A 22,145-nucleotide genomic window follows, 5' to 3' on the forward strand; every position below is an offset into this window, starting at 1 on the left:
TGCGGCACCGGTCCGCTCCCCCACCCACTGCCCAACCACGGTATCCTGCGGGTGGGGGAGCGGGCCGGTGCCGCGAAATTCGCCTTCAGCGAATTTCCAAACGGACTCTCAGCCCTTCGACGTTTTCGCCAGAATCTGGCGCGTGACGATCCAGGTAACCGGAATAGCCAGAACCACACCTGCCGCCACGGCAATCAGGATCGGTCTGGCGCCGACCATCCCTGCGGCAAGAACTCCGGTAACACCAACGCCCATGAGCACAGCCACGCACAAGGCATACATGGCCAGCGTGATAACAACGAAGCGCATGACATTGCCCTCCTCGCTTCTTTGACGAGGAATACTAATCCAAACGGCTTCGAATACTTTGATCGCGGTCAAGGGACCGGGCGCAATCGCCCTGCCTCGGCTAGCGCGAAATGCAGGAAACCTGAATCAAAGCCCGCTCACCCTGAGCCTGTCGAAGGGTGTTGAGCATGGCGCTGCGCCAGCGTCCTTCGACAAGCTCAGGACGAGCGGAAGGGGGGATTTCCCGCAAGATGCTCTAGGGCCGCGGCTTTACCGCCGACCAGTCGGAACACCGGTCGGCCGATTCGGTTATCGGCCAGGCGTCGAAACCGGGCGCGATGGCGAAGCGGCGGCAGAGCCCGGCACCGTCCCCGCCGGTCTGTTCGAAGGCATCCCAGAAGCAGCAGCTGGAACAGTTGAAACCCTGGGGCCGGCCGACAATGCGCCGCGCGAACGAAGCGGGCTCCCATGATACATTGACGACCGCGACCTGCATTGCCTCTGCCCTGATGACCGAACGCCCAATCTCGCACCGATTGGTAAACTTCGCACCTCAAGGGTTTAGCTAACGCAGATTAACGCTTTGCAACCCCAAGACGCTCCGCCGCCTTCTGCGGCCCGATCAGCGGAAGCAGCGCGCCCATGTCGGGGCCGTGGTCCATGCCGGTCAGCGCCTGGCGCAGCGGCAGGAACAGGGCCTTGCCCTTGCGGCCCGTGGCGCCCTTGAGGGCTTCGGTCAGCGCCTTCCACACGCCCTCCCCCCAATCGAGCCCGGCCAGAACTTCCGCGGCCTGCGCCAGATAGGCCTGGTCCTCTTCGGAGAAGGCGGGCGCTGCGACCGGGCCGGTCACCACCTGCCACCAGTCCGCCGCCTCGTGCACATGCGTGAGGTTGGGCCGCACGGCCTCCCACGCCGCCTCGTCCATGCCTGCGGGCAAGCGGTCCGCCACGGCCGCGAAAGGCAGGCCATGCACCACGGCCGCATTCACCCGTTCCAGTTCTGCCTCGTCGAAGCGGGCAGGCGCGCGGCCGAAGCGGGACAAGTCGAAATGCGCGGCCAACTCTTCCAGCCCCAGGGCGGGATCGACCGGATCGGACGTGCCCAGACGGCCGAGCAGCGCCACCAGCGCCTGCGGCTCGATTCCCGCCTCGCGGAAATGCGCCGCGCCTAGCGAGCCCAGCCGCTTCGACAGCTTGCCTTCGGTGCCGACCAGCAGCGCCTCGTGCGCGAAGTTGGGGACTTTGGCGCCGAGCGCCGTGAACATCTGCACTTGCGCCGCCGTGTTCGACACGTGGTCCTCCCCGCGCAGGATGTCGGTCACGCCCATGGCCACATCGTCGATCACCGATGGCAGCATGTAGAGCCACGAACCGTCCGCACGCCGGATCACCGGATCGGACATCATGGCCGGATCGAAATGCTGGGGCCCGCGAATACCGTCGGTCCATGCGATCGGCTCATCCCGGTCGAGCAGGAAGCGCCAGTGCGGCAAATCGCCGGCGGCCAGTTTCGCCGCCTTGTCGTCCTCGCTCAGCGAGAGCGCGGCGCGATCGTAGATCGGCGGCAACCCGCGCCCGAGCAGGACCTTGCGCTTCAATTCGAGTTCCTGCGGCGTTTCCCAGCAGGGATAGACGCGCCCGGCGGCCTTCAACCGCTCGAATTCGGCCTCATAGAGATCGAAACGCGCCGACTGCCGCTCTTCGCCTTCGGCATGAAGCCCCAGCCAGGCGAGGTCGGCCCGAATGCCCTCGACATATTCCTCGCGGCTGCGCGCTGCATCGGTATCGTCGATCCGCAGCAGGAAGCGGCCGCCTGCCTGCCCCTGTTTCCCTTTCTGGGCGAGCAGGAAGTTGTGCAGCGCCGTGCGGATATTGCCGACATGCAGATGCCCGGTGGGCGAAGGGGCGAAGCGGGTAACAGTCATGGCCCGCGCGATTACGGCGCGCGCGGGCTCACGTCAAAGGTTTGGCGTCAAAGGTTCGGCGTCAGAGAGCCTGGATCAGGCGCGCGCTTCCGATGCGTAGAGCAGGCAGCCCTCGCCCAGTTCGCGGATAACTTCGGCGATCTGGTTTTCCGCCACGGCAAAGCACCCCAGACTGCGGCCGATCTGCCCTTGCGAACCGATCAGGCTCTTGTCGACGTAGGAGGCCCCGTGAATCACGATCGCGCGTTCGAGCGCCAGATTGTTTTCCGGATCGAGCCCCATCAGCCGGCGCGACACGCCGTGCTTGCCGTAATACCGGCTGGCGATCACGAAACTGCCGGGGCACGATGCGTTCGAGCCGGGCCGGTTCGAAAGGCGCTCGACCCAGCCGGTATGCCGGGGGTCGGACCCGCGCCCATGCGCGACAAGGTAGGAGCCGACAATCGCGCCGTTCGCCACATCGACGATCTGGAAGCGCTTCTGGCTCGAATGCTCGGTGAAATCGACCATACCGATGCGCTGGTGATTGCCGACGCGCGAACCGTGCCGGTCGAGCGCGGCCAGGGCCTTTTGCAGCAAGGGCGGGCGTTCGGCCTGTTTCGGCGCGGCCGGGACGGCCGGCGCAGCGGGCTCGTTCGGAATGTCCGTTTTGGGCCAGATCACTTTCTGGCCGGGCTTGGCAATAACCCCCGAAGCAGACGCGCCCGCGACCATCGCAACCGCGCCGCCGACAAAATAACGACGACTCAAATCCATGTTCTAGCGACCCCGGTTCTATCTCTCTTGCCTGAAAAGCTAAGGGAGCACCGGTTAAACTTCAACTACACTTGAGCTTGTGCACTGCACAATCTGGAGCATTCGGCCTCAATCGAAACACGGCTCGTCTCACCGGCCGATTCAGGCGGGAACCTTCAGAGGACCCCGCCTTCCGCTCCTCCGGCCTATCCGCTGCGGAAGGCGTGGGTGATCGGATAGCGCCGATCGCGGCCGAAATTGCGGGCAGTCAGCTTCACGCCGGGCGGCGCCTGCCGGCGCTTGTATTCGGCAAGATGCAGCAGCCGTTCGATGCGCTGCACGGTTTCGCGGTCGAATCCCTCGGCGACGACCTGCTCCACGCTCTTGTCATGCTCGACGAGCCCGAGGAGAATCGGGTCAAGCACTTCGTAAGGCGGCAGGCTGTCCGAATCGCGCTGGTCCGCACGCAGCTCTGCGCTGGGCGGCTTGGTCAGCACGTTTTCGGGCATCACCGGGCCTTCGGGGCCCAGACCGATGCGCGGCTTGTGATGGTTGCGCCAACGGGCAATGGCGAAGACCGTCATCTTGTAGGCATCCTTCAGCGGATTGTAGCCGCCCGCCATGTCGCCATAGATGGTGGCGTAGCCGACGCTCATCTCGCTCTTGTTGCCGGTCGTCATCAGCATCGGCCCGAACTTGTTGGACAAGGCCATCAGCGCAATGCCGCGAATGCGCGACTGCAGGTTTTCCTCGGCCAGATCGCGGTTGGTGCCTTCGAACGCCTCGCCCAGCATGGCATCGAGCCCGTCGACCGCCGCGCCGATCGGCATGACGTTGTAGCGGATGCCCAGCGCATCGGCGCAGGCGGCGGCATCGTCGAGGCTCTCCTGGCTGGTGAAGCGCGAGGGCATCATCACGCCCCAGACCCGGTCCGCGCCCAGCGCATCGGTGGCAATGGCCGCGCAGATGGCCGAATCGACCCCGCCCGACAGGCCCAGCACGACGCCGGGAAAATGATTGCGGTTCACATAGTCCCGCAGGCTCAGGACCATGGCGCAGTAGATATCCTCAGGATGCGTGGCGAGCGTCTCCAGAGTGCCGCGATCGCAGCGCCACCCTTGCGCGGTCTTGGTCCAGCTGGTCTCGACGACCTGCTCCTCCCAGTCGCGGCACTGCACCGCCAGCATCCCATCGCCGTTGACGACGAAGCTTGCGCCGTCGAACACCAGCTCGTCCTGCCCGCCGACGCGGTTGAGATAGGCCAGCGGCAGTCCGGTATCGACCGCGCGGCGCTTGGCCACGCCCTCGATTCGCAACGCGTCCTTGTTGATCTCGTAAGGGCTGCCGTTGATGCACACCAGCATCTCGGCCCCGAAGTCGGCGAGGTGGCGGCAGACTTCAGGTTGCCAGATATCCTCACAGATCGGCACGCCGATCATGGTGCCGCGCACGATCACCGGCTCGGGCAGCGGGCCGGGCTGGAACAGGCGCATCTCGTCGAACGTGCCGTAGTTGGGCAGTTCGTGCTTGAGCCTGACGGCCACCACCTTGCCCTGATCGAGCAGGGCCACGCCGTTGTGCAAGGCCCCGTCGAGCACGAAGGCGGAGCCGACCAGCATGGCCGGGCCGTCCGAAGCGCTGGCCGCGGCCAGCGTCTGCAATTGGGCGGCGGCCCGTTCGATCAGCGATGGCTTGAGGATCAGGTCCTCGGGCGGATAGCCGATCAGGTGGAGTTCGGGAAAGACGATGAGGTCGCAGCCCCGCGCGCGCTGGCGCGCATCGAGTATGCTCTGGGCATTGCCGGGAATATCCCCCACCGACTGGTTGAGCTGGGCGAGGGCAATCTTCAGCGTATCAGGCATGACGGGGTGATGCCCGGCGGCCTTGCGCGATGCAATTGAAAACCCGCTGCGGAATGAGAACAGTCAAACAAAACCGCTGCCAGACACGCCGCCCAAAAGCCCGGGCGGCCGCCGCTCGTGCCGAGCGGAACCTGATGCTGATTAACGGTACGATGCCTCAGCCCAAAGGCTGCGCGGAACGCAGATACAAAAAACCCTCCCGGAGGGGAGGGCTTCTGTCCGTCTTTCGACGGACTTTCCATTTCACCCGGGAACCGGGCTTGATGGAAAGCGGCGGGGGCCGGCGTGCCGCTATGGCACGCGGCGGCCCCCAAGCCGGATCACATCGCCTCGGACGCAGCCTCGGTCGGAGCGTCGGTGGCGTCACCGGTCATCATTTCCTGCGGAGCGGTCTCAACCGACTCGGTCTCCGTCGGAGCCGGAGTACCGCCGCAAGCGGCGAGCGACAGAGCAGCAGCCGACGCGAACGCGGCGAAAGCAATCTTCTTCATGCGAATCCCCTTGCATTGTTTGGCCCATAGGCCAACGCTTGCAGGCAAGCCTGCGGGCCATTCTTTAGACGAGACAATGGTGCAACGCAAATAGGAAGTGAAAGGGCGGAAACCCGCTGTTTTCCTTGGGGTTGCACACATATAAAGATATCTTTATATGATCTTCCATGCGGATTGACCCCCTCCTGAGAGCGCTTTCGGAACCGACGCGCCTGCGCATCATGCGCCTGCTGGCCCATATGGAGCTGGCCGTGGGAGAGCTTGCCCAGGTGCTCGGACAGAGCCAGCCGCGAGTCTCGCGCCACATCCGAATCCTGTGCGATGCAGGACTCGCCGAACGCCGCAAGGAAGGCAGCTGGGTGTTCCTGCGCAGCGCCGTCAGCGAACAGAGCCGCAGCCCGCTCGGCGCGGCGGCAGCCCGCCTGCTGACCGTAGCCGAACAGGAAGACACCACCTTTGCCGCCCGCTGCACCGAGGACCGGCGCCATCTCGCCGCGATTCGCGCGGGCCGCGAAGCCAGCGCCGAAGCCTATTTCGCCCGTCATGCCGTGGAATGGGACACATTGCGCCTGCTGCACGGCGCCGACGGGCCGGTGGAACAGGCGCTGCTGGAGGCCCTTGCCGGGCAGGATCTGGGCGCGCTGCTCGATGTCGGCACCGGCACCGGCCGGATGGCCGAACTGCTCGCGGCCCGCGCCGCCCATGTCACCGCGCTCGACAAGAGTCCGGAAATGCTGCGCATCGCCCGCGCCCGGCTGCAGGCCCTGCCGGCCGGCACGGTCGATCTGGTACAGGGCGACTTCACCGGACTGCCTTTCGGCGATGCCGCGTTCGATACCGTGCTGTTCCATCAGGTGCTGCACTATGCCCAGGACCCCGGCGTAGTGCTGGGCGAAGCCGCGCGCGTGCTGCGCCCCGCGGGCCGCATCGCAGTGGTCGATCTCGCCGCGCACGACCGCGAGGAACTGCGCGAACGCCACGCCCACGCGCGCCTGGGCTTTTCCGACGAACAGATGCTCACGCTGCTTGGCGAAGCGGGACTGGTGCCGGAAACGCCCGTCGCGCTTCCGGGCACGCCGCTCACTGTGAAGATCTGGACGGCACGGCGCGATTGCGCCACGGCGCCCAACGCAAGCGGCAAGACCGCTGAAACAGGAAAGACGACTTCCGCATGACCGCTGCCACGAGACCGGCCGAACATCCCCTTTTCGGAGAAGTGCCGGGCGACATTTCCGTCTCCTTCGAATTCTTCCCGCCCAAGACGGAGAAGATGGAAGCGCAGTTGTGGGACGCGATCACCCAGCTGGCCCCGCTGTCCCCCAGCTTCGTCTCAGTGACCTATGGCGCGGGCGGCTCCACCCGCGAACGCACCCATGCGACCGTGGCCCGCATCGCGCGCGAAACCGATCTGGTCCCGGCCGCGCACCTGACCTGCGTCGGGGCCAGCAAGGGTGAAATCGCCGAGATCGTCGACCAGTACTGGGAGGCGGGCGTGCGCCACATCGTCGCCCTGCGCGGCGATCCGCCGCCGGCCGACGGCGGCAAGTTCGTGCCCCATCCCGAAGGCTATACCTGCGCCGCCGATCTGGTCGCGGGGCTCAAGGCTCGGCATGATTTCGACATTTCGGTCGCCGCCTATCCCGAAGTCCATCCCGATGCCGTGAGCGCCGAGGCCGACCTCGACAACCTGAAGCGCAAGATCGACGCGGGCGCCAGCCGCGCGATCACGCAGTTCTTCTTTTCGACCGACGCCTATTTCCGCTTCCTCGACAAGGCGCTGGCGGCGGGCATCACCGCGCCGATCCTGCCGGGCATCATGCCAGTGACAAGCTTCGCCGCGATCCGCCGCATGTCGGGCAACACCGAAATTCCCGTCTGGCTCGAATCGATGTTCGAAGGGCTCGACGAGCGCCCCGGCCCGCGCGCATTGGTCGCCGCGGTCGCGGCCGCCGACTTGTGCAAGCGGCTTTATGATGGCGGCGTGCGTGACTTTCACTTCTATACATTGAACAAGGCCGAGCAGACTTACGCGATCTGCCAGCTACTGGGCCTGCGCCCGAAATCGATCCCTGGGGAGAATGCCGCATGACCGCCCGCGAAACCTTTCTCGCCGAGGCTGCCAAGCGCATCCTCATTACCGACGGCGCTTTCGGCACCGAGATCCAGAACTGGAAGCTCTCCGAAGAGGACTATGCCGGCAACCTTGGCCTTTCGCATGAGCAGAAGGGCAACAACGACATCCTCGCGCTGACCAAGCCCGAAGTGCCCGAGGCGATCCACCGCGCCTATTTCGAGGCCGGGGCGGACATTGCCGAGACCAACACCTTCTCCGCCAACCGCATCAGCCAGGCGGACTACGGCGCCGACCATCTGGTGCGCGAGATCAACGTGGCCTCGGCGCAGCTTGCCCGCCGCCTGGCCGATGAATACCAGGCCAAGGATGGGCGCCCGCGCTTCGTGGCAGGCGCCATCGGCCCGACCAACAAGACGCTCTCGCTTTCGCCCGACGTCAACGATCCGGGCTATCGCGAGATCGACTGGGACACGCTGGTCGATGTCTACAAGGAACAGGCCGCCGCCCTCGTCGAAGGCGGGGCGGACTTCATCCTGATCGAGACGGTGTTCGACACGCTCAATGCCAAGGCCGGGATCATGGCGGTCAAGCAGCTCGAAGCAGACCTCGGCCGCGAAGTGCCGATCATGCTGTCGATGACGCTCACCGACCTTTCGGGACGCAACCTCTCGGGCCACACGGTCGAAGCCTTCTGGCACGCCGTGCGCCATGCCAAGCCGGTGACGGTGGGCCTGAACTGCTCGTTCGGCGCCACCCAGCTGCGCCCGCATGTAAAGGCGCTGTCCGAAATCGCCGACACCCTCATCATGATCTATCCCAACGCCGGCCTGCCCAACGAACTGGGCGCCTATGACGAAATGCCCGACACCACCGCCGGCTTCGTCAAGGAATGGGCGATCGCCGGGCAGGTCAATGTGCTGGGCGGCTGCTGCGGCTCCACCCCTGCGCATATCGCCGCGATGGCCAAGGCCGTCGCCGGGGTGCCGCCGCGCAAAGTGCCGGTGCTGGAGCCGGTGACGCGGCTGGCCGGCCTCGAACCCTTCACGCTGGCAGCCTGAGACCGGAGCCCCCTGTTCATGGAAACCTTCCCGATCTGGCGCATCCGCCCTGCCGGCCCCGAAGATGCCGATGCGCTCTCGCTCGTGGGTTCTGCCACTTTCCTTGAAAGTTTCGCAGGCCTTGTCGATGGCGCCGGAATCGTCGCGCATTGCCTGCGTCATCACAGCGCCGATGCCTATCGCGCCTATTTCGCCAAAGGAGCCAAGGCCTGGCTGGTCGAAGTCGAACCCGGCCATGCCCCGGTCGGCTATGCGCTGACTTGCGAGCCCGAGCTGGAACTGGCCCGGCCCGGCGACCTCGAACTGAAGCGGATCTATCTGCTTTCGCGCTTTCAGGGCTCGGCGATCAGCGGCGTGCTGCTGCGCCACGCCTGCGAAGCCGCCGAGGGCCGCGCCCGCCTGCTGCTGGGGGTGAAGGACGACAATCACCGCGCCATCGCGTTCTACCGCAAGAACGGCTTCGAAACGATCGGCACCCGCCGCTTCGACGTGGGCGGCAAGATTTATAACGATCTGGTCCTGGCCCGCCCGCTCGCCCCCGCTTCGCCGTCCTTGCAACCGGCCCTGCACGCCCGTTCGGACTGAGCCCGCCATCCCCAAGGCCGGGGCCCTTCCCCGGAATGCGCGGTGGTGGATGAACGCCAATGCCGCTATTTTGATTCAACGAGAAAACCCATGACCGCGACACCTTCTTCTGCCCGCTTCGTCAACATCGGCGAGCGCACCAACGTCACCGGCTCTGCGAAGTTCAAGAAGCTGATCATGGCCGGCGACTATCCCGCCGCCGTCGAAGTCGCCCGCCAGCAGGTGGAAAACGGCGCGCAGGTGATCGACGTCAACATGGACGAAGGCCTGCTCGACGCGGTCAAGGCGATGACCACCTACCTCAAGCTGATCGCCGCCGAACCGGACATCGCCCGCGTGCCGGTGATGATCGACAGCTCCAAGTGGGAGGTGATCGAGGCGGGCCTGAAATGCGTTTCGGGCAAGCCGATCGTGAACTCGATCTCGATGAAGGAAGGCGAGGAGCCGTTCCTGGCGCAGGCGCGCAAGTGCATGGCCTATGGCGCGGCCGTGGTCGTCATGGCTTTCGACGAGACCGGGCAGGCCGACACCAAGCAGCGCAAGGTCGAGATCTGCTCGCGCGCCTACAAGCTGCTGACCGGCATCGGCTTCCCGCCCGAAGACATCATCTTCGATCCCAATGTCTTCGCCGTCGCCACCGGCATCGAGGAGCACGACCGCTACGCGCTCGACTTCATCGAGGCGGTGAAGGAAATCCGCGAGGCCTGCCCGCACGTGCATTTCTCGGGCGGCCTGTCCAACCTCTCGTTCAGCTTCCGCGGCAACGAGACGGTGCGCCGGGCGATGCACTCGGTGTTCCTCTATTACGCGATCCCCGCCGGGCTCGACATGGCGATCGTCAATGCCGGGCAGCTCGACGTCTATGACCAGATCGACCCGGCACTGCGCGAGGCCTGCGAGGACGTGATCCTGATGCGCCGCCCGGATGCCACGGAGCGCCTCATCGAGCTCGCCGAAAGCTTCAAGGGCAAGTCCGTCGCCGAGGAAAAGGCCGCCGAGGAATGGCGCGGCTGGGACGTCATCAAGCGCATCGAGCACGCGCTGGTAAAGGGCATGGACGCCCACATCGTCGACGACACCGAGGAAGCCCGCCAGCAGATCGCCGCGCGCGGCGGCCGCCCGATCGAAGTGATCGAAGGCCCGCTGATGGACGGCATGAACGTCGTCGGCGACCTGTTCGGCTCGGGCAAGATGTTCCTGCCGCAAGTGGTGAAGTCCGCGCGCGTGATGAAGAAGGCGGTCGCCCACCTGATCCCCTTCATCGAGGCGGAGAAGGACGCGGGTGCCAAGGCCAAGGGCCGCATCATCATGGCCACCGTCAAGGGCGACGTGCATGACATCGGCAAGAACATCGTCGGCGTCGTGCTGCAGTGCAACGGCTATGAAGTGATCGATCTTGGCGTCATGGTGCCGTGGTCGAAGATCCTCGACACCGCGAAGGAAGAGCAGGTCGACATCATCGGCCTCTCGGGCCTCATCACCCCCTCGCTCGACGAGATGGTGACAGTGGCCGAGGAAATGCAGCGCGCCGAAATGACTATCCCGCTGCTGATCGGCGGCGCCACCACCAGCAAGGTGCACACCGCGCTGCGGATCGACCCGGCTTATGAAGGCACCGTGGTCCATGTGCTCGACGCCAGCCGCGCGGTGGGCGTCGCTTCACAGCTCCTGTCGGACACGCAGGCCGAAGGCTTCAAGCAGTCGGTCGCGATCGACTACGAAAAGGTGCGTATCGCCCGCGAGGGCAAGGGCCAGTCGGACCTGCTGCCCCTCGCCGATGCCCGCGCCAATGCCTATGCGCCCGACTTCGCGCAGAAGGCCCCGGCCCCGGTGCAGCCGGGCCTGCACGTCTTCGAGGACTGGGACCTGGCCGATCTGGTCGAGACTTTCGACTGGACGCCGTTCTTCCGCGCCTGGGAACTGGCCGGGACTTACCCCGCGATCCTCAATGATGCCGTGATTGGCGAAAGCGCTCGCCATCTCTTCGCCGACGCCAAGGCGATGCTGGAAAAGATCGTCTCGGAAAAGTGGCTGACCGCCAAGGGCGTCTGCGCCTTCTGGCCCGCGCATCGCGAGGGGGACGATATCATCATCAAGCCCTCTCCCCTTCAGGAGAGAGGGTTGGGAGAGGGGCGGGCCGCCGGGCACACCCCCTCCCCTAACCCCTCCCCTGAAGGGGAGGGGGACCAGGTTCGCCTGCCCTTCCTGCGCCAACAGTTCAAGAAGTCGCGCGGCCGCGCGAACTTCTGCCTGTCGGACTTCGTCGATACCGAGAACGACTGGCTCGGCGGCTTCGCGGTCGGCATCCACGGCATCGATCCGCACCTCGAACGCTTCAAGGCGGGTCACGACGACTATTCGGACATCCTGCTCAAAGCCCTGGCCGACCGTTTTGCCGAAGCGTTCGCCGAGCGCCTGCACCAGCATGTGCGCACCACCCTGTGGGGCTATGCGCCGGGCGAGCAACTCACCAACGAAGCGCTGATCCGCGAGGAATACCGCGGCATCCGCCCGGCGCCGGGCTATCCGGCCTGCCCGGACCATTCGCTCAAGCCGATCCTGTTCGATCTGCTCAAGGCCACCGACAATGCGGGCATCACCCTGACCGAAAGCCAGGCCATGCTGCCCACCGCGGCAGTCTCGGGCTTCTACTTCGCCCATCCGGAAAGCCAGTACTTCGGCGTCGCGCGCATCGGCCGCGACCAGTTGGAGGACTACGCGGCGCGGCGCGGGGTGGACCTGCAGGTGGCGGAGCGTTGGCTCCGGCCCAATCTGGACTAGAGCGAAGATGGCTGCGCCGGACCTTACCCTTGCCCCAGCCCTTACCGGCGTGCGCAGGCTGGAGGATTTCTGGAAACGCAGCCGCGACGCGCGCACCGCGACGGCGCAAGAGGCCCATGCGGACAAGGTCATGCTCTCCGCACTGGGCCTCGGCATCGGCGAAGTCCTGCCACTGCTCCACCGCGAGCGCCCGGATTTCGCCGCCTTCTGCCGCTGGATAGAGGCCACCGCCGGTGCCCCGGACCCCGCCCTCGTCACGCGCTATCACGCCTGGCTGGACGGTGCGCCTGCGGCCAGCGCAGGGCCCGCTACAGGATCCGGGACCATCGCCGCCATGCCCCCGGTGCTGTCCGATGCGGATCTCCTGCAATGGGACGAGCAGGGCTTCATCGTGGTACGCGGCGCAATCTCCAAGGCCGAAGCCGCTGCGGCCGAACGTGCGCTGTGGGAGGCGCTGGGCGTCAGCCCCGATGATCCGGCAAGCTGGCCGCGCGCCGAAACCGAGGGGATCTGGGTCAACCTGTTCCACCACCCCGCGCTGGAACCGGCCCGCCGCAGCCCCAAAGTGCGCAAGGCCTTCGCCCAGCTCTGGGGCACGGCGGACTTGTGGATGACCATAGACCGCATGGGCTTCAACCCGCCCGTCATGGGAAAACATACCTACCGTGGCGGCGGCATTCACTGGGACGTCAGCCTGGCGAGGCCGATTCCGTTCGGAACTCTCGGGATTCTCTATCTGACCGACACCGCGGCCGATCAGGGCGCGCTGCGCGTGGTGCCGGGGTTCCACCGGGTGATCGGCGAATGGCTCGACGGCAAAGGCCGGAACGCCCCGCGCGCCCATGATTTCACCGCACAGGCCCGGCCGGTTCCGGCCGGTGCGGGCGACCTCATCATCTGGCACCATGCCCTGCCCCACGATGCCAGCCCCAACCGCTCGCAAAAGTCCCGGCTGGTACAATACCTCAACATGTTCAGCGCGGACGTGCCGGCCAATCCGGTCTGGCTCTAGAGCATCTTGCGGGAAATCCGCACCCCTTCCGCTCGTCCTGAGCTTGTCGAAGGACGCTGGCGCTGCGCGAGGTCCAACACCCTTCGACAAGCTGAGGGTGAGCGGGCCTTGATTCAGATCTCTTGCATTTTGCCTTAGGGTCAGGACCTATCGCAGACATCAGCGGGCCGCACATTCCTGTACACGGTACAGCGCAGGCACCGCCTGCGGCCGCCGGTAAGGCACCGGCGCGGCGAGCGGCTGCTGGGCGACCATTCCGGTAGCCACGCGGACGGCATCGCCAATCAATCCAAAGAGCTTGCCAGCGGTCGGTTCCATGATCGTCTTCCCTTGCATTGTCCGGCCCTTGCGGTCCGGTTGTCGTTCCGATGAAGCCATAGTGCCGCGAACCGGCTCCGGCGTCCGTGGGACACGGCACAGCGGCCATGTGACTTTCCCCACATGCCGGGAAATGCGGCCCGCGGACGCGCGCGACGGCCATGAGTGAGCACGGCATGGCCGCTCACAGCACGATGAAATCCGTGTAACCCTTGGCCGCCGGGGTTTCCTGCCAGCCCCTGTCTCTGCCATAGTGCCCGCGTGAACGACGACGACTGGCCTTACGAGACGACCTTCTACGGCGAACCGGATGCGGACATGCTCGATGCATACGCGCCCGCGTTCGATTTCGCGCCTGCCGAGCCGCCTTCACCGGAAGCGGTGTCGCAGGCGCTGCACGACGTGTTCGGCTTCCCCGGCTTTCGCGGCGTGCAGGATCAGGTGGTGGGCCGGGTGCTGCAGGGGCAGTCGACACTCGCGGTGATGCCCACCGGCGCGGGCAAGTCGCTGACCTACCAGTTGCCCGCCGTGCTGCTGCCGGGCACTTGCGTCGTCGTCTCGCCGCTGATCGCGCTGATGCACGATCAGCTCCGCTCGGCGACCGCCAACGGCATTCGCGCCGCCACGCTCACCAGCGCCGACGAGAACCGGGGCGAGACCATGGACCGCTTCCGCGCCGGCGAGCTGGACTTGCTCTATGTCGCGCCCGAACGCGCCAGCCAGCCGCATTTCCGCGAACTGCTCTCGCAAGCGCGGATCGCCCTATTCGCCATCGACGAGGCGCATTGCGTCTCCGAATGGGGCCACGATTTCCGGCCCGACTACCGACTGCTGAAACCCTTGCTGGACATGTTCCCGCAAGTCCCGCGCCTTGCCCTCACCGCCACCGCCGACCACCACACCCGCACCGACATCCTCGCCCAGCTCGGGATTGCCGAGGATGGCCTCATCGTCGCCGGGTTCGACCGGCCGAACATCCGCTATGCGATCCGCCCGCGCGACAATGCGATGCGGCAATTGAAGGCCGTGCTCGACGAGAACCCCGGTCCCGGCATTATCTACGCGCCCACCCGCGCGCGCGTGGAGCAGCTTGCCGAAAGCCTCGCCTCCAGCACCGGCCGCCGCGTGCTGCCTTACCATGCCGGTCTCTCCCCCGACGTGCGCGCGCGCAACCAGGCCGCCTTCGTCGCCAGCGAGGACATGGTCATGGTCGCCACCGTCGCTTTCGGCATGGGCATCGACAAGCCCGACGTGCGCTTCGTCGCCCATGCCGGCATCCCCAAGTCGATCGAGGCCTATTATCAGGAAACCGGCCGCGCCGGGCGCGACGGCGATCCCTCCGTCGCGGTGATGTTCTGGGGCGCCGACGATTTCGCCCGCGCCCGCCAGCGCCTCTCCGAAGTCGATCCGCAGCGCCAGCAGAGCGAGCGCCAGCGCCTCGAATCGCTCGCCGGGCTGGTCGAGACCGCCGATTGCCGCCGCGCCGTGCTGCTGCGCCATTTCGGCGAGGAGCCGCCCGCGAAATGCGGCAACTGCGACAACTGCCTCGAACCGGCCGATGTGATCGACGCCACCACGATCGCGCAGAAACTGCTCTCGGCCGTGTACCGCACCGGGCAGAGCTACGGCCTCGGCCATCTCGAAAAGGTGCTCTGCGGAGTGAGCGACGACCGCGTGCTCCAGCGCGGGCATGACCAGCTCTCGGTCTTCGGCATCCTGCGCGAGGAGGAAAAGCCGCTTCTGAAGGCCCTCGCCCGCGCCCTGCAGGCGCGCGGCAGCCTCGTCCCTACCGAGCATGGCGGGCTCGCGCTGGGCGGCGATTCCCGCGCAATCCTGAAAGGCGATGCGGCGGTGATGATCGTGCGCCCGCCCAAAAAGGAACGCCAGCGCCGGGGCCGAGCCGATGGCGGGGCCAACCCCGTCGGCGATCCGCTGTTCGACGCCCTGCGCGAATTGCGCCGCGATCTGGCCAAGGACGCTGGCGTGCCGCCTTACGTCATCTTCCACGATTCCACCTTGCGCGAGATGGCGCAGGCCCGGCCTTCGTCACTCGCGGAACTGGGCGAAATCGGCGGCGTCGGCGCGCGCAAGCTGGACACGTACGGCGAGGAATTCCTGCACGTGATCCGGCAGTTCTGAGCGGGTTGGATCTCAAGCCAACCCTGCACGCCTTGTTACGTCTCGTTGGTCAAATCATAGTTGCACTTGCTGCACCGTTCAGCCGGCCATGGCACATGAATAGACCAACGCCGTTTGAACAATGACCTGCCACACATGGGGCATCTGATTGCAAACGCGCCGATACCGCCGACAAGCACCCAGGTAGCTCCAAGCGATGCTTCAACCCACCCAGCCGCGTCTGGTGACAGGCCCAGATCAGCCAAAACCATGGGAACCAGCGAGATAGCCACGATACCACAAAGGATCGAGCAAAGCATGAACAGGCAAGCCTTGACGTAAGGACTGTTGCGACGGTTCTTGCTCATGGTGCAACCGTACTTACAGCGTGTTACAGAGCAAAGTCCGGTCCAGCTTCACTCCATGTCACGATCTTCACGCAATCCTCGCACTTCAGACCACATCGGCTAACCGCCCATAGGAATGGCTGGAATGACGAGAACGCCACGAATTGTGCTCAAAGCGGATTATCGAGCTGGATCACTTCCTCGTCGCTCTTGCGCTGGGTGGTCTTCAGTTCGCGCGGCGCGGCGAAGCTGTCCAGCACCGGCTTGTCGCGGCCGTAGAGATCGTCGAACGGCTTGAGCTCGCCGTCGATCGAACGGGCATAGGTGAAATAGGTCAGGTAAACCGGGAAAGTCCGCGTCATGTCGACCTTGGTGTACTTGCCCGAGCGGGAGATGTCCGCCGCTTCCGTCGCGGGCATCTGCGCGCCGAGGATTGCCATCGTCATGCCCAGTTCCACCGCGCGCTCGGTGCGGATGCAGCCGTGGCTGAACGCGCGCACGTCGCGGTTGAAATACTGCTTGGACGGCGTGTCGTGCAGGTAGATCGCGTGCTCGTTGGGCATGTCGATCTTCATCAGGCCCAGCGAATTGGTCGGCCCCGGCTGCTGGACGACATAGACAGTGCCGTCCCCGCCCTTGACCGCCTTGTAGCCCGCGGCCTTGGCCCAGCCGGGATTGGCGAGCACTTTCGCGCCCAGCCCCTCGCCCTTGACGATCGACTGCGGCACCGTCCAGGTCGGGTTGAAGACCACCGCGCTCACCGTTTCGGCCAGCTGCGGCGTCGCCGTGCGGCCCGGCTTGCCGACCACCGTCTTGTACGTGCGGATGATCTTGTTCTTCACCACCAGCCGCAGCTGGAATTCGGGAATGTTGGTAATCAGGTAAACCTCGCCGAGGTCCTGCCTGAGCCAGCGCCAGCGATCCATGTTGGCCTGGATCAGCGCGCGCTTGGCCTTGTCGGCCACCGGCGTCGCGTTGAATTCGGCCTTGAGCGCGGCATAGTCCGGATTGGTCGGCGCCAGCTTGGCGACGACGCCCGGCACGTCATGTTCGGACAGCGCCTGCGCCATGACTTGCGCGGTCGGCATGGTGTCCTGATCGGGATCGACCGCGAACCACTGCACGCGGTCCTTCATCGGCGTGCGCCCGTCGCGCAGATCCTCGATCAGCCAGCCGAAGACCTTGCTGGCGAGCGTATCGAGAGCATCGCCCTCGCCCCCGGCAATCGCCGCCTTGAGCGCGGCGGGCTGGTAGTCGGCGGGGATGAGGCCTTCCTTGCCGATATAGCCGATGGTCTGAAGCAGGGCCTTCGCATCGGCCAGCGACCACGACATCACCGGCTCGGCCACGAAGAGCTGCTGGACCACCGGATTGGAGACGGTCTGGACGTCGGGAGATGCAGGAGACGATGCCGGCGCTGCCGGTGCACCCTGCGGAGCCTGCGTTCCGGCAGGAGCCGGCTCGGCCGGAACCGGAATCTGGGCTTCGGGAAGGATATTCTCGGGCTGGTCCACCTTCGCCTTTGCCGCCAGCACCGGCTGCACCGGGAGCCCCAGTGCCACCAGAGCCGACACGACGCCGGCACCGAACCGATTGAAATTCGCCATTTCCCGTTAAACCTGCCCTGTTTCCTGTAAACGGAGCGTCCTTGCGGATGATCCGCGGAGCGCTCCCGATCTGCGCCTTTGCCCCGCCATCTTCAAGCATCCGTGCTGTCGCTGCGATGAATTGCTTGCGCACAACTTTCCGCCGGGCGAGAGGCATAACGTCATGCACGCCCGAATGTTCCATCCCTCGTCGCCCTGGCTGCCGGTGCTTTCGGTGGTCGCGGGGATCGGCACGTTCAGCGCGATGGACGCCGCGATCAAGGGCGCCTCGATCGCGACCGGCGTGTTCACCGCCCTGCTGCTGCGCAATGTCTTCGGCACGCTGCTGACCCTGCCGCTGTGGCTGGCTGCCGGATGCCCGCTGCCAAGCCGCGCGGTCCTGCAGGTCCATGCCACGCGCTCGGCAGTCACGGCGGCAATGGCCGCGCTGTTTTTCTATGGGCTGGTGCGAATCCCCCTCGCGGAAGGCATTGCCATTTCGTTTATTGCACCCATCGTTGCGCTTTATTTCGCCGCGGTGATGCTGGGCGAAAAAATCCGTCCCCAGGCGATCACCGCCTCGGTGCTCGGCGTCATCGGCGTTCTGGTGATCGGCTGGGGCCGCTTCGGTTCGGGTGCCTATTCGGCGGACGCGATCCGGGGCACGGTCGCAATCCTGTGCTCGGCGATGTTCTACGCGGTCAATCTGGTCTATCAGCGCAAGCAGGCGCTGCTCGCTGGCCCGGTCGAGATCACGCTGTTCCAGAGCGGCATCGTCGCATTGATTTTCCTGTGTTTTTCTCCGTGGCTCGCGGTCTGGCCGGACGCCATGAGCGTGCGCCTGATCCTGCTCGCCGCGACTATGGCGACCATGGCGCTGCTGTTTCTGTCCTGGGGCTATGCCCGCGCCGAGGCGCAAGTCCTGGTGCCCATCGAGTACACGGCGTTCCTCTGGGCCGCCCTGTTCGGCTGGCTTTTCTTCGGCGAAGGCATCGAGCCGGCAACACTGGCCGGGGCCATGCTGATCGTGCTGGGATGCTGGATCGCCACCAAAAAGCCGCGCGGAGCGACTATAGTCTAGGCCCGCCCCTCTTGACGTTCCGCCGCTGAGCGCGCATCGGCGGGCGCGTCGAATCCGCTTGTCGCACTGCAACACGATCTGGCCCAGATTTCCACATCGAGGCCAGCGATCGCCGCGCCAGCCCGGCAAGCTCCATAAAGAAGGGGAAATTGCCCACCATGACTCAGGTCGGACAGGACACGCTCGGCACACGCAGCACCATGACCGTCGGCGGCAAAACCGTCGCTTACTACTCGCTCAAGAAAGCCTCCGAGAAGATCGGCGACATCAGCCGTCTGCCCTTCTCGATGAAGGTCCTGCTCGAGAACCTGCTCCGCTTCGAGGATGGCGGCTTCACCGTTTCCACCGCCGACGTTCAGGCGATTGCCGACTGGCAGAAGAACCCCACCACCGGCGAGGAAATCCAGTACCGCCCGGCGCGCGTGCTGCTTCAGGACTTCACCGGCGTTCCCTGCGTGGTCGACCTGGCCGCGATGCGCGATGCGATCGCCACGCTCGGCGGTGACACCAGCAAGATCAACCCGCTGGTTCCCGTCAACCTCGTGATCGACCACTCGGTCATGGTCGACGAATTCGGTCATCCCAAGGCGTTCGAAGAGAACATGGAGATCGAATACCAGCGCAACATGGAGCGCTACGACTTCCTCAAGTGGGGCTCCAAGTCGCTCGCCAACTTCTACGCCGTGCCCCCGGGCACCGGCATCTGCCACCAGGTCAACCTTGAGAACATCGCCCAGTCGGTGTGGACCTCGAAGGACCAGAACGGCGAAACCGTCGCTTACTTCGACACGTGCGTCGGCACCGACAGCCACACCACCATGGTCAATGGCCTGGGCGTGCTGGGCTGGGGCGTCGGCGGCATCGAGGCGGAAGCCGCGATGCTCGGCCAGCCGGTCTCGATGCTGATCCCCGAAGTCGTCGGCTTCAAGTTCACCGGCGAGCTGAAGGAAGGCGTGACCGCCACCGACCTCGTGCTGACCTGCACCTCGATGCTGCGCAAGCACGGCGTGGTCGGCCGCTTCGTCGAATACTACGGCCCGGGCCTTGCCGGCCTGACGCTGGCCGACCGTGCGACGCTCGCCAACATGGCCCCGGAATACGGCGCCACCTGCGGCTTCTTCGGCATCGACGACAAGACGCTCGACTACCTGCGCCTCACCGGCCGCGAGGAAGACCAGATCGCGCTGGTCGAAGCCTATGCCAAGGAGCAGGGCTTCTGGATGGACCCGTCGAACCCCGAGCCGGTGTTCTCGTCCACCCTCGAACTCGACCTCTCGACCGTCGTGCCCTCGCTCGCCGGTCCGAAGCGCCCGCAGGACTGGGTCGCCCTTCCCGACGTCGACGACGTGTTCAACAAGGACATGGCGGACGTCTACAAGAAGGCCCAGACCCGCGTTCCGGTCGAAGGCAAGGACTTCGACCTGGGTGACGGCGACGTGATGATCGCCGCGATCACCTCGTGCACCAATACCTCGAACCCGGGCGTGCTGGTCGCTGCCGGCCTCGTCGCCAAGAAGGCCGACGAATTCGGCCTCAAGCCCAAGCCCTGGGTCAAGACCTCGCTGGCACCGGGCTCGCAGGTCGTCACCGACTACCTGAACAAGGCCGGCCTCCAGTCGCACCTCGACAATATCGGCTTCAACCTCGTCGGCTACGGCTGCACCACCTGCATCGGCAACTCGGGTCCGCTCGCCGAACCGATCAGCAAGGCGATCAACGAGAACGGCCTCGTCGCCGCCGCGGTGATCTCGGGCAACCGCAACTTCGAAGGCCGCGTCTCGCCCGACGTGCGCGCCAACTTCCTGGCCTCGCCGCCGCTGGTTGTCGCCTACGCTCTGAAGGGCACCGTGATCGAAGACTTCGTCACCACCCCGATCGGCACCTCGAAGGACGGCCAGGACGTGTTCCTCAAGGACATCTGGCCCAGCAACCAGGAAGTCTATGACACCATGGCGACCTGCATGGACCGCGCCATGTTCCAGGCCCGCTATGCCGACGTCTACAAGGGCGACGAGCACTGGCAGGCGATCAATGTCGTCGGTTCGGACACCTATTCGTGGCGCGCCGGTTCGACTTATGTCGCCAACCCGCCCTACTTCGAGGGCATGGAAATGACCCCGGCGCCGGTTTCGGACATCGTCGAGGCCAAGCCGCTCCTGATCCTGGGCGATTCGATCACCACCGACCACATCTCGCCGGCCGGTTCGATCAAGGCCGACAGCCCGGCGGGCCAGTGGCTGATGGAGCACCAGGTCGCCAAGGCCGACTTCAACTCCTACGGCGCGCGCCGTGGCCACCACGAAGTGATGATGCGCGGCACGTTCGCCAACATCCGCATCCGCAACGAAATGGTCCCCGGCATCGAAGGCGGCATGAGCCGCTTCGGCGACGAAGTCCTGCCGGTCTTCGACGTGGCGATGAAGCACAAGGCCAACGGCACGGCGATGGTCGTCGTCGCGGGCAAGGAATACGGCACCGGCTCCTCGCGTGACTGGGCCGCCAAGGGCACCAACCTGCTGGGCGTGCGCGCCGTCATCGTCGAAAGCTTCGAGCGCATCCACCGCTCGAACCTCGTCGGCATGGGCGTGCTGCCGCTCCAGTTCAAGGACGGCCAGACCCGCACCTCGCTCGGCCTCGACGGCGATTGCAGCTTCACCATCAAGGGTGTCGCGGATCTCAAGCCGCAGCAGGACGTCGAAGTCGAAGTCACCAAGGCCGACGGCTCGACGTTCACCTTCACCGCGCTGTGCCGCATCGATACCGCCAACGAAGTCGAGTACTTCATGAACGGCGGCATCCTGCAGTACGTGCTGCGCAAGCTGGCCGCCTGATCGCAGCCAGCCTGACGGCTTGAAAAGCCCCGTCCCGCCTCGCGCGGGGCGGGGTTTTTCTTTGGCGCTTGCGGGATTGCAAGGCCGCTGCCTACAGTCCTGCCCGGCGGGAAAGCGGACGGCGGGCCCGCGGCAAGGAGTGCGCACAATGAATTCGAAAGTCGCAGGCGCGGGTCTGGCGTTGATGGTGCTGGCCATGGCCAGCAGTCCGGCGCTTGCAGAGGTATCTCCGGAGGCTCCCGTCCCGTCGCAAGCCCCGGCCAAGCCCCCCTTCGTCCCGGCCGGTTTCACCGTTCCGGTGCTGACCGAGGCCAAGGGTTTCAAGCTCGTGCCGCTGGGCCCCAGCCTCGCCCGGATCGATTACGATGCCTACATGTCGTCCGTCGAGCACCTGCAGAAGACCTTCAGCCGCAGCCCGTCCTGGCCGCACGAGGGCATCACGGATGCCGATACCATCAAGGACATGGAGACCGAGCAGGCCCGCTTCGCGAACCGCACATCCTTCGCCTACGCCGTGCTGACGCCCGACGGCCTGCGCGAGCGCGGCTGCGTCTATGTCCGCCCGAGCCCTGTCGCAGGCTACGACGCCGTGGTCAGGATGTGGGTGACCCAGGCCGAATACGATGCTGGCTTCGAAGCCGAACTCTACGGCTGGGTCACGCAATGGATCAAGGCGGACTGGCCTTTCGCGAAAGTCGCCTATCCGGGGCATTCGGTCGACTGGGCGGCGTGGGATGCGCTGGTCGCCGCGAAGAAACCTGCGGGATCGTAAACACCCTTCCTTGCCTGAAACCAGCCGCCAATCCCGCTCAGGCTGAGCTTGTCAAAGCCCCCCACAGCGTGGCGCAATTCCGCCCACCCGCTTGCGGAAGGGCCGCTAGACTTGGTGGTTTACCACCCAGTCGCAGCGGGGTGGGCTGTCTCCACGTCCGCAATGTCAGCGTGACCGCTTAGGCTCTTCGTGGAGTAGGAACGGCTTTAGCTGCCGTGAGGTGAACCGAAGACTGCTATAAGGCCTCAGGCCCCGACCGCTGAATGGCCGAAAAGCCGGGG

General features: G+C 65.6%; 19 protein-coding genes. 10 read left to right on the forward strand and 9 right to left on the reverse strand.

The window, feature by feature from the left end:
• Positions 1-108: 108 nt before the first annotated feature.
• The 6 genes from NN5_RS03115 to NN5_RS26225 form a co-directional block, all read right to left on the reverse strand.
• Positions 109-381, reverse strand: a complete 273-nt coding sequence (locus NN5_RS03115) for a hypothetical protein (protein WP_157080981.1) — start codon at positions 379-381, stop codon at positions 109-111.
• 163 nt (positions 382-544) lie between these two features.
• Positions 545-784, reverse strand: coding sequence for a hypothetical protein (locus NN5_RS03120; RefSeq protein WP_067732594.1), 240 nt, complete (start codon positions 782-784; stop codon positions 545-547).
• Positions 785-863: 79 nt separating this feature from the next.
• Entirely contained in the window at positions 864-2,213 is a 1,350-nt protein-coding gene (locus tag NN5_RS03125; protein ID WP_067732595.1) for a glutamate--tRNA ligase, read from the reverse strand.
• 75 nt (positions 2,214-2,288) lie between these two features.
• On the reverse strand, positions 2,289-2,969 hold the full coding sequence (locus tag NN5_RS03130) for a murein L,D-transpeptidase catalytic domain family protein (RefSeq protein ID WP_084384704.1): 681 nt from the start codon (positions 2,967-2,969) through the stop codon (positions 2,289-2,291).
• A gap of 185 nt (positions 2,970-3,154) precedes the next feature.
• Positions 3,155-4,810 carry an NAD+ synthase gene (locus tag NN5_RS03135; RefSeq protein ID WP_067732596.1) on the reverse strand — a complete coding sequence of 552 codons (1,656 nt, stop codon included), beginning with the start codon at positions 4,808-4,810 and terminating at the stop codon, positions 3,155-3,157.
• 320 nt (positions 4,811-5,130) lie between these two features.
• Positions 5,131-5,301, reverse strand: coding sequence for a hypothetical protein (locus tag NN5_RS26225; RefSeq protein ID WP_169800937.1), 171 nt, complete (start codon positions 5,299-5,301; stop codon positions 5,131-5,133).
• A 167-nt stretch (positions 5,302-5,468) separates the two neighbouring features.
• On the opposite strand from NN5_RS26225, the gene NN5_RS03140 reads away from it, so the two are divergent.
• From NN5_RS03140 to NN5_RS03165, 6 genes are all read left to right on the forward strand, one after another.
• Entirely contained in the window at positions 5,469-6,476 is a 1,008-nt protein-coding gene (locus NN5_RS03140) for an ArsR/SmtB family transcription factor (RefSeq protein WP_067732597.1), read from the forward strand.
• Complete coding sequence (gene metF / locus NN5_RS03145) at positions 6,473-7,390, forward strand: methylenetetrahydrofolate reductase [NAD(P)H] (protein WP_067732598.1); 918 nt, start codon at positions 6,473-6,475, stop codon at positions 7,388-7,390. Before NN5_RS03140 ends, metF begins: the two co-directional genes overlap by 4 nt.
• Positions 7,387-8,433 (forward strand): homocysteine S-methyltransferase family protein, encoded by a 1,047-nt coding sequence (locus tag NN5_RS03150; RefSeq protein WP_067732599.1) that lies wholly within the window; start codon positions 7,387-7,389, stop codon positions 8,431-8,433. The genes metF and NN5_RS03150 overlap by 4 nt, the downstream gene beginning before the upstream one ends.
• An 18-nt stretch (positions 8,434-8,451) precedes the next feature.
• Positions 8,452-9,018, forward strand: a complete 567-nt coding sequence (locus NN5_RS03155) for a GNAT family N-acetyltransferase (protein WP_067732600.1) — start codon at positions 8,452-8,454, stop codon at positions 9,016-9,018.
• Between the two features lie 90 nt (positions 9,019-9,108).
• Positions 9,109-11,799, forward strand: coding sequence for a methionine synthase (gene metH / locus NN5_RS03160; protein ID WP_067732601.1), 2,691 nt, complete (start codon positions 9,109-9,111; stop codon positions 11,797-11,799).
• A gap of 7 nt (positions 11,800-11,806) precedes the next feature.
• Positions 11,807-12,811 carry a phytanoyl-CoA dioxygenase family protein gene (locus tag NN5_RS03165; RefSeq protein ID WP_157080982.1) on the forward strand — a complete coding sequence of 335 codons (1,005 nt, stop codon included), beginning with the start codon at positions 11,807-11,809 and terminating at the stop codon, positions 12,809-12,811.
• Between the two features lie 159 nt (positions 12,812-12,970).
• On the opposite strand, the gene NN5_RS25605 is transcribed toward NN5_RS03165, so the two are convergent.
• Complete coding sequence (locus NN5_RS25605; RefSeq protein ID WP_157080983.1) at positions 12,971-13,129, reverse strand: hypothetical protein; 159 nt, start codon at positions 13,127-13,129, stop codon at positions 12,971-12,973.
• Positions 13,130-13,390: 261 nt separating this feature from the next.
• On the opposite strand from NN5_RS25605, the gene recQ reads away from it, so the two are divergent.
• A complete protein-coding gene (gene recQ, locus NN5_RS03170) occupies positions 13,391-15,268 on the forward strand; it encodes a DNA helicase RecQ (RefSeq protein ID WP_245656188.1) in 1,878 nt (625 codons plus the stop codon).
• 35 nt (positions 15,269-15,303) lie between these two features.
• Here the strand turns inward: recQ and NN5_RS25610 are convergent, their stop codons facing one another.
• Complete coding sequence (locus NN5_RS25610) at positions 15,304-15,615, reverse strand: hypothetical protein (protein WP_157080984.1); 312 nt, start codon at positions 15,613-15,615, stop codon at positions 15,304-15,306.
• 149 nt (positions 15,616-15,764) lie between these two features.
• Positions 15,765-17,201 carry a L,D-transpeptidase family protein gene (locus tag NN5_RS03175; RefSeq protein WP_067732602.1) on the reverse strand — a complete coding sequence of 479 codons (1,437 nt, stop codon included), beginning with the start codon at positions 17,199-17,201 and terminating at the stop codon, positions 15,765-15,767.
• 163 nt (positions 17,202-17,364) lie between these two features.
• On the opposite strand from NN5_RS03175, the gene NN5_RS03180 reads away from it, so the two are divergent.
• The 3 genes from NN5_RS03180 (at position 17,365) to NN5_RS03190 (ending at position 21,864) form a co-directional block, all read left to right on the forward strand.
• Positions 17,365-18,261, forward strand: coding sequence for a DMT family transporter (locus NN5_RS03180; RefSeq protein WP_067732603.1), 897 nt, complete (start codon positions 17,365-17,367; stop codon positions 18,259-18,261).
• A gap of 158 nt (positions 18,262-18,419) precedes the next feature.
• On the forward strand, positions 18,420-21,092 hold the full coding sequence (acnA, locus tag NN5_RS03185; RefSeq protein ID WP_067732604.1) for an aconitate hydratase AcnA: 2,673 nt from the start codon (positions 18,420-18,422) through the stop codon (positions 21,090-21,092).
• A 148-nt stretch (positions 21,093-21,240) separates the two neighbouring features.
• Positions 21,241-21,864 carry a twin-arginine translocation pathway signal protein gene (locus tag NN5_RS03190; protein WP_067732605.1) on the forward strand — a complete coding sequence of 208 codons (624 nt, stop codon included), beginning with the start codon at positions 21,241-21,243 and terminating at the stop codon, positions 21,862-21,864.
• Positions 21,865-22,145 lie beyond the last annotated feature (281 nt).

This window comes from Novosphingobium naphthalenivorans NBRC 102051 (assembly GCF_001590985.1).
GTDB classification, from domain to species: domain Bacteria; phylum Pseudomonadota; class Alphaproteobacteria; order Sphingomonadales; family Sphingomonadaceae; genus Novosphingobium; species Novosphingobium naphthalenivorans.

Bases quoted from the DNA above. Each gene is read 5' to 3' on its own strand.
- NN5_RS03120 (WP_067732594.1), bottom strand. From the start codon at position 784: ATGCAGGTCGCGGTCGTCAATGTATCATGGGAGCCCGCTTCGTTCGCG.
- NN5_RS03125 (WP_067732595.1), bottom strand. From the start codon at position 2,213: ATGACTGTTACCCGCTTCGCCCCTTCGCCCACCGGGCATCTGCATGTC.
- NN5_RS03130 (WP_084384704.1), bottom strand. From the start codon at position 2,969: ATGGATTTGAGTCGTCGTTATTTTGTCGGCGGCGCGGTTGCGATGGTC.
- NN5_RS03135 (WP_067732596.1), bottom strand. From the start codon at position 4,810: ATGCCTGATACGCTGAAGATTGCCCTCGCCCAGCTCAACCAGTCGGTG.
- NN5_RS26225 (WP_169800937.1), bottom strand. From the start codon at position 5,301: ATGAAGAAGATTGCTTTCGCCGCGTTCGCGTCGGCTGCTGCTCTGTCG.
- NN5_RS03140 (WP_067732597.1), top strand. From the start codon at position 5,469: ATGCGGATTGACCCCCTCCTGAGAGCGCTTTCGGAACCGACGCGCCTG.
- metF (WP_067732598.1), top strand. From the start codon at position 6,473: ATGACCGCTGCCACGAGACCGGCCGAACATCCCCTTTTCGGAGAAGTG.
- NN5_RS03150 (WP_067732599.1), top strand. From the start codon at position 7,387: ATGACCGCCCGCGAAACCTTTCTCGCCGAGGCTGCCAAGCGCATCCTC.
- NN5_RS03155 (WP_067732600.1), top strand. From the start codon at position 8,452: ATGGAAACCTTCCCGATCTGGCGCATCCGCCCTGCCGGCCCCGAAGAT.
- metH (WP_067732601.1), top strand. From the start codon at position 9,109: ATGACCGCGACACCTTCTTCTGCCCGCTTCGTCAACATCGGCGAGCGC.
- NN5_RS03165 (WP_157080982.1), top strand. From the start codon at position 11,807: ATGGCTGCGCCGGACCTTACCCTTGCCCCAGCCCTTACCGGCGTGCGC.
- NN5_RS25605 (WP_157080983.1), bottom strand. From the start codon at position 13,129: ATGGAACCGACCGCTGGCAAGCTCTTTGGATTGATTGGCGATGCCGTC.
- NN5_RS25610 (WP_157080984.1), bottom strand. From the start codon at position 15,615: ATGAGCAAGAACCGTCGCAACAGTCCTTACGTCAAGGCTTGCCTGTTC.
- NN5_RS03175 (WP_067732602.1), bottom strand. From the start codon at position 17,201: ATGGCGAATTTCAATCGGTTCGGTGCCGGCGTCGTGTCGGCTCTGGTG.
- NN5_RS03180 (WP_067732603.1), top strand. From the start codon at position 17,365: ATGCACGCCCGAATGTTCCATCCCTCGTCGCCCTGGCTGCCGGTGCTT.
- acnA (WP_067732604.1), top strand. From the start codon at position 18,420: ATGACTCAGGTCGGACAGGACACGCTCGGCACACGCAGCACCATGACC.
- NN5_RS03190 (WP_067732605.1), top strand. From the start codon at position 21,241: ATGAATTCGAAAGTCGCAGGCGCGGGTCTGGCGTTGATGGTGCTGGCC.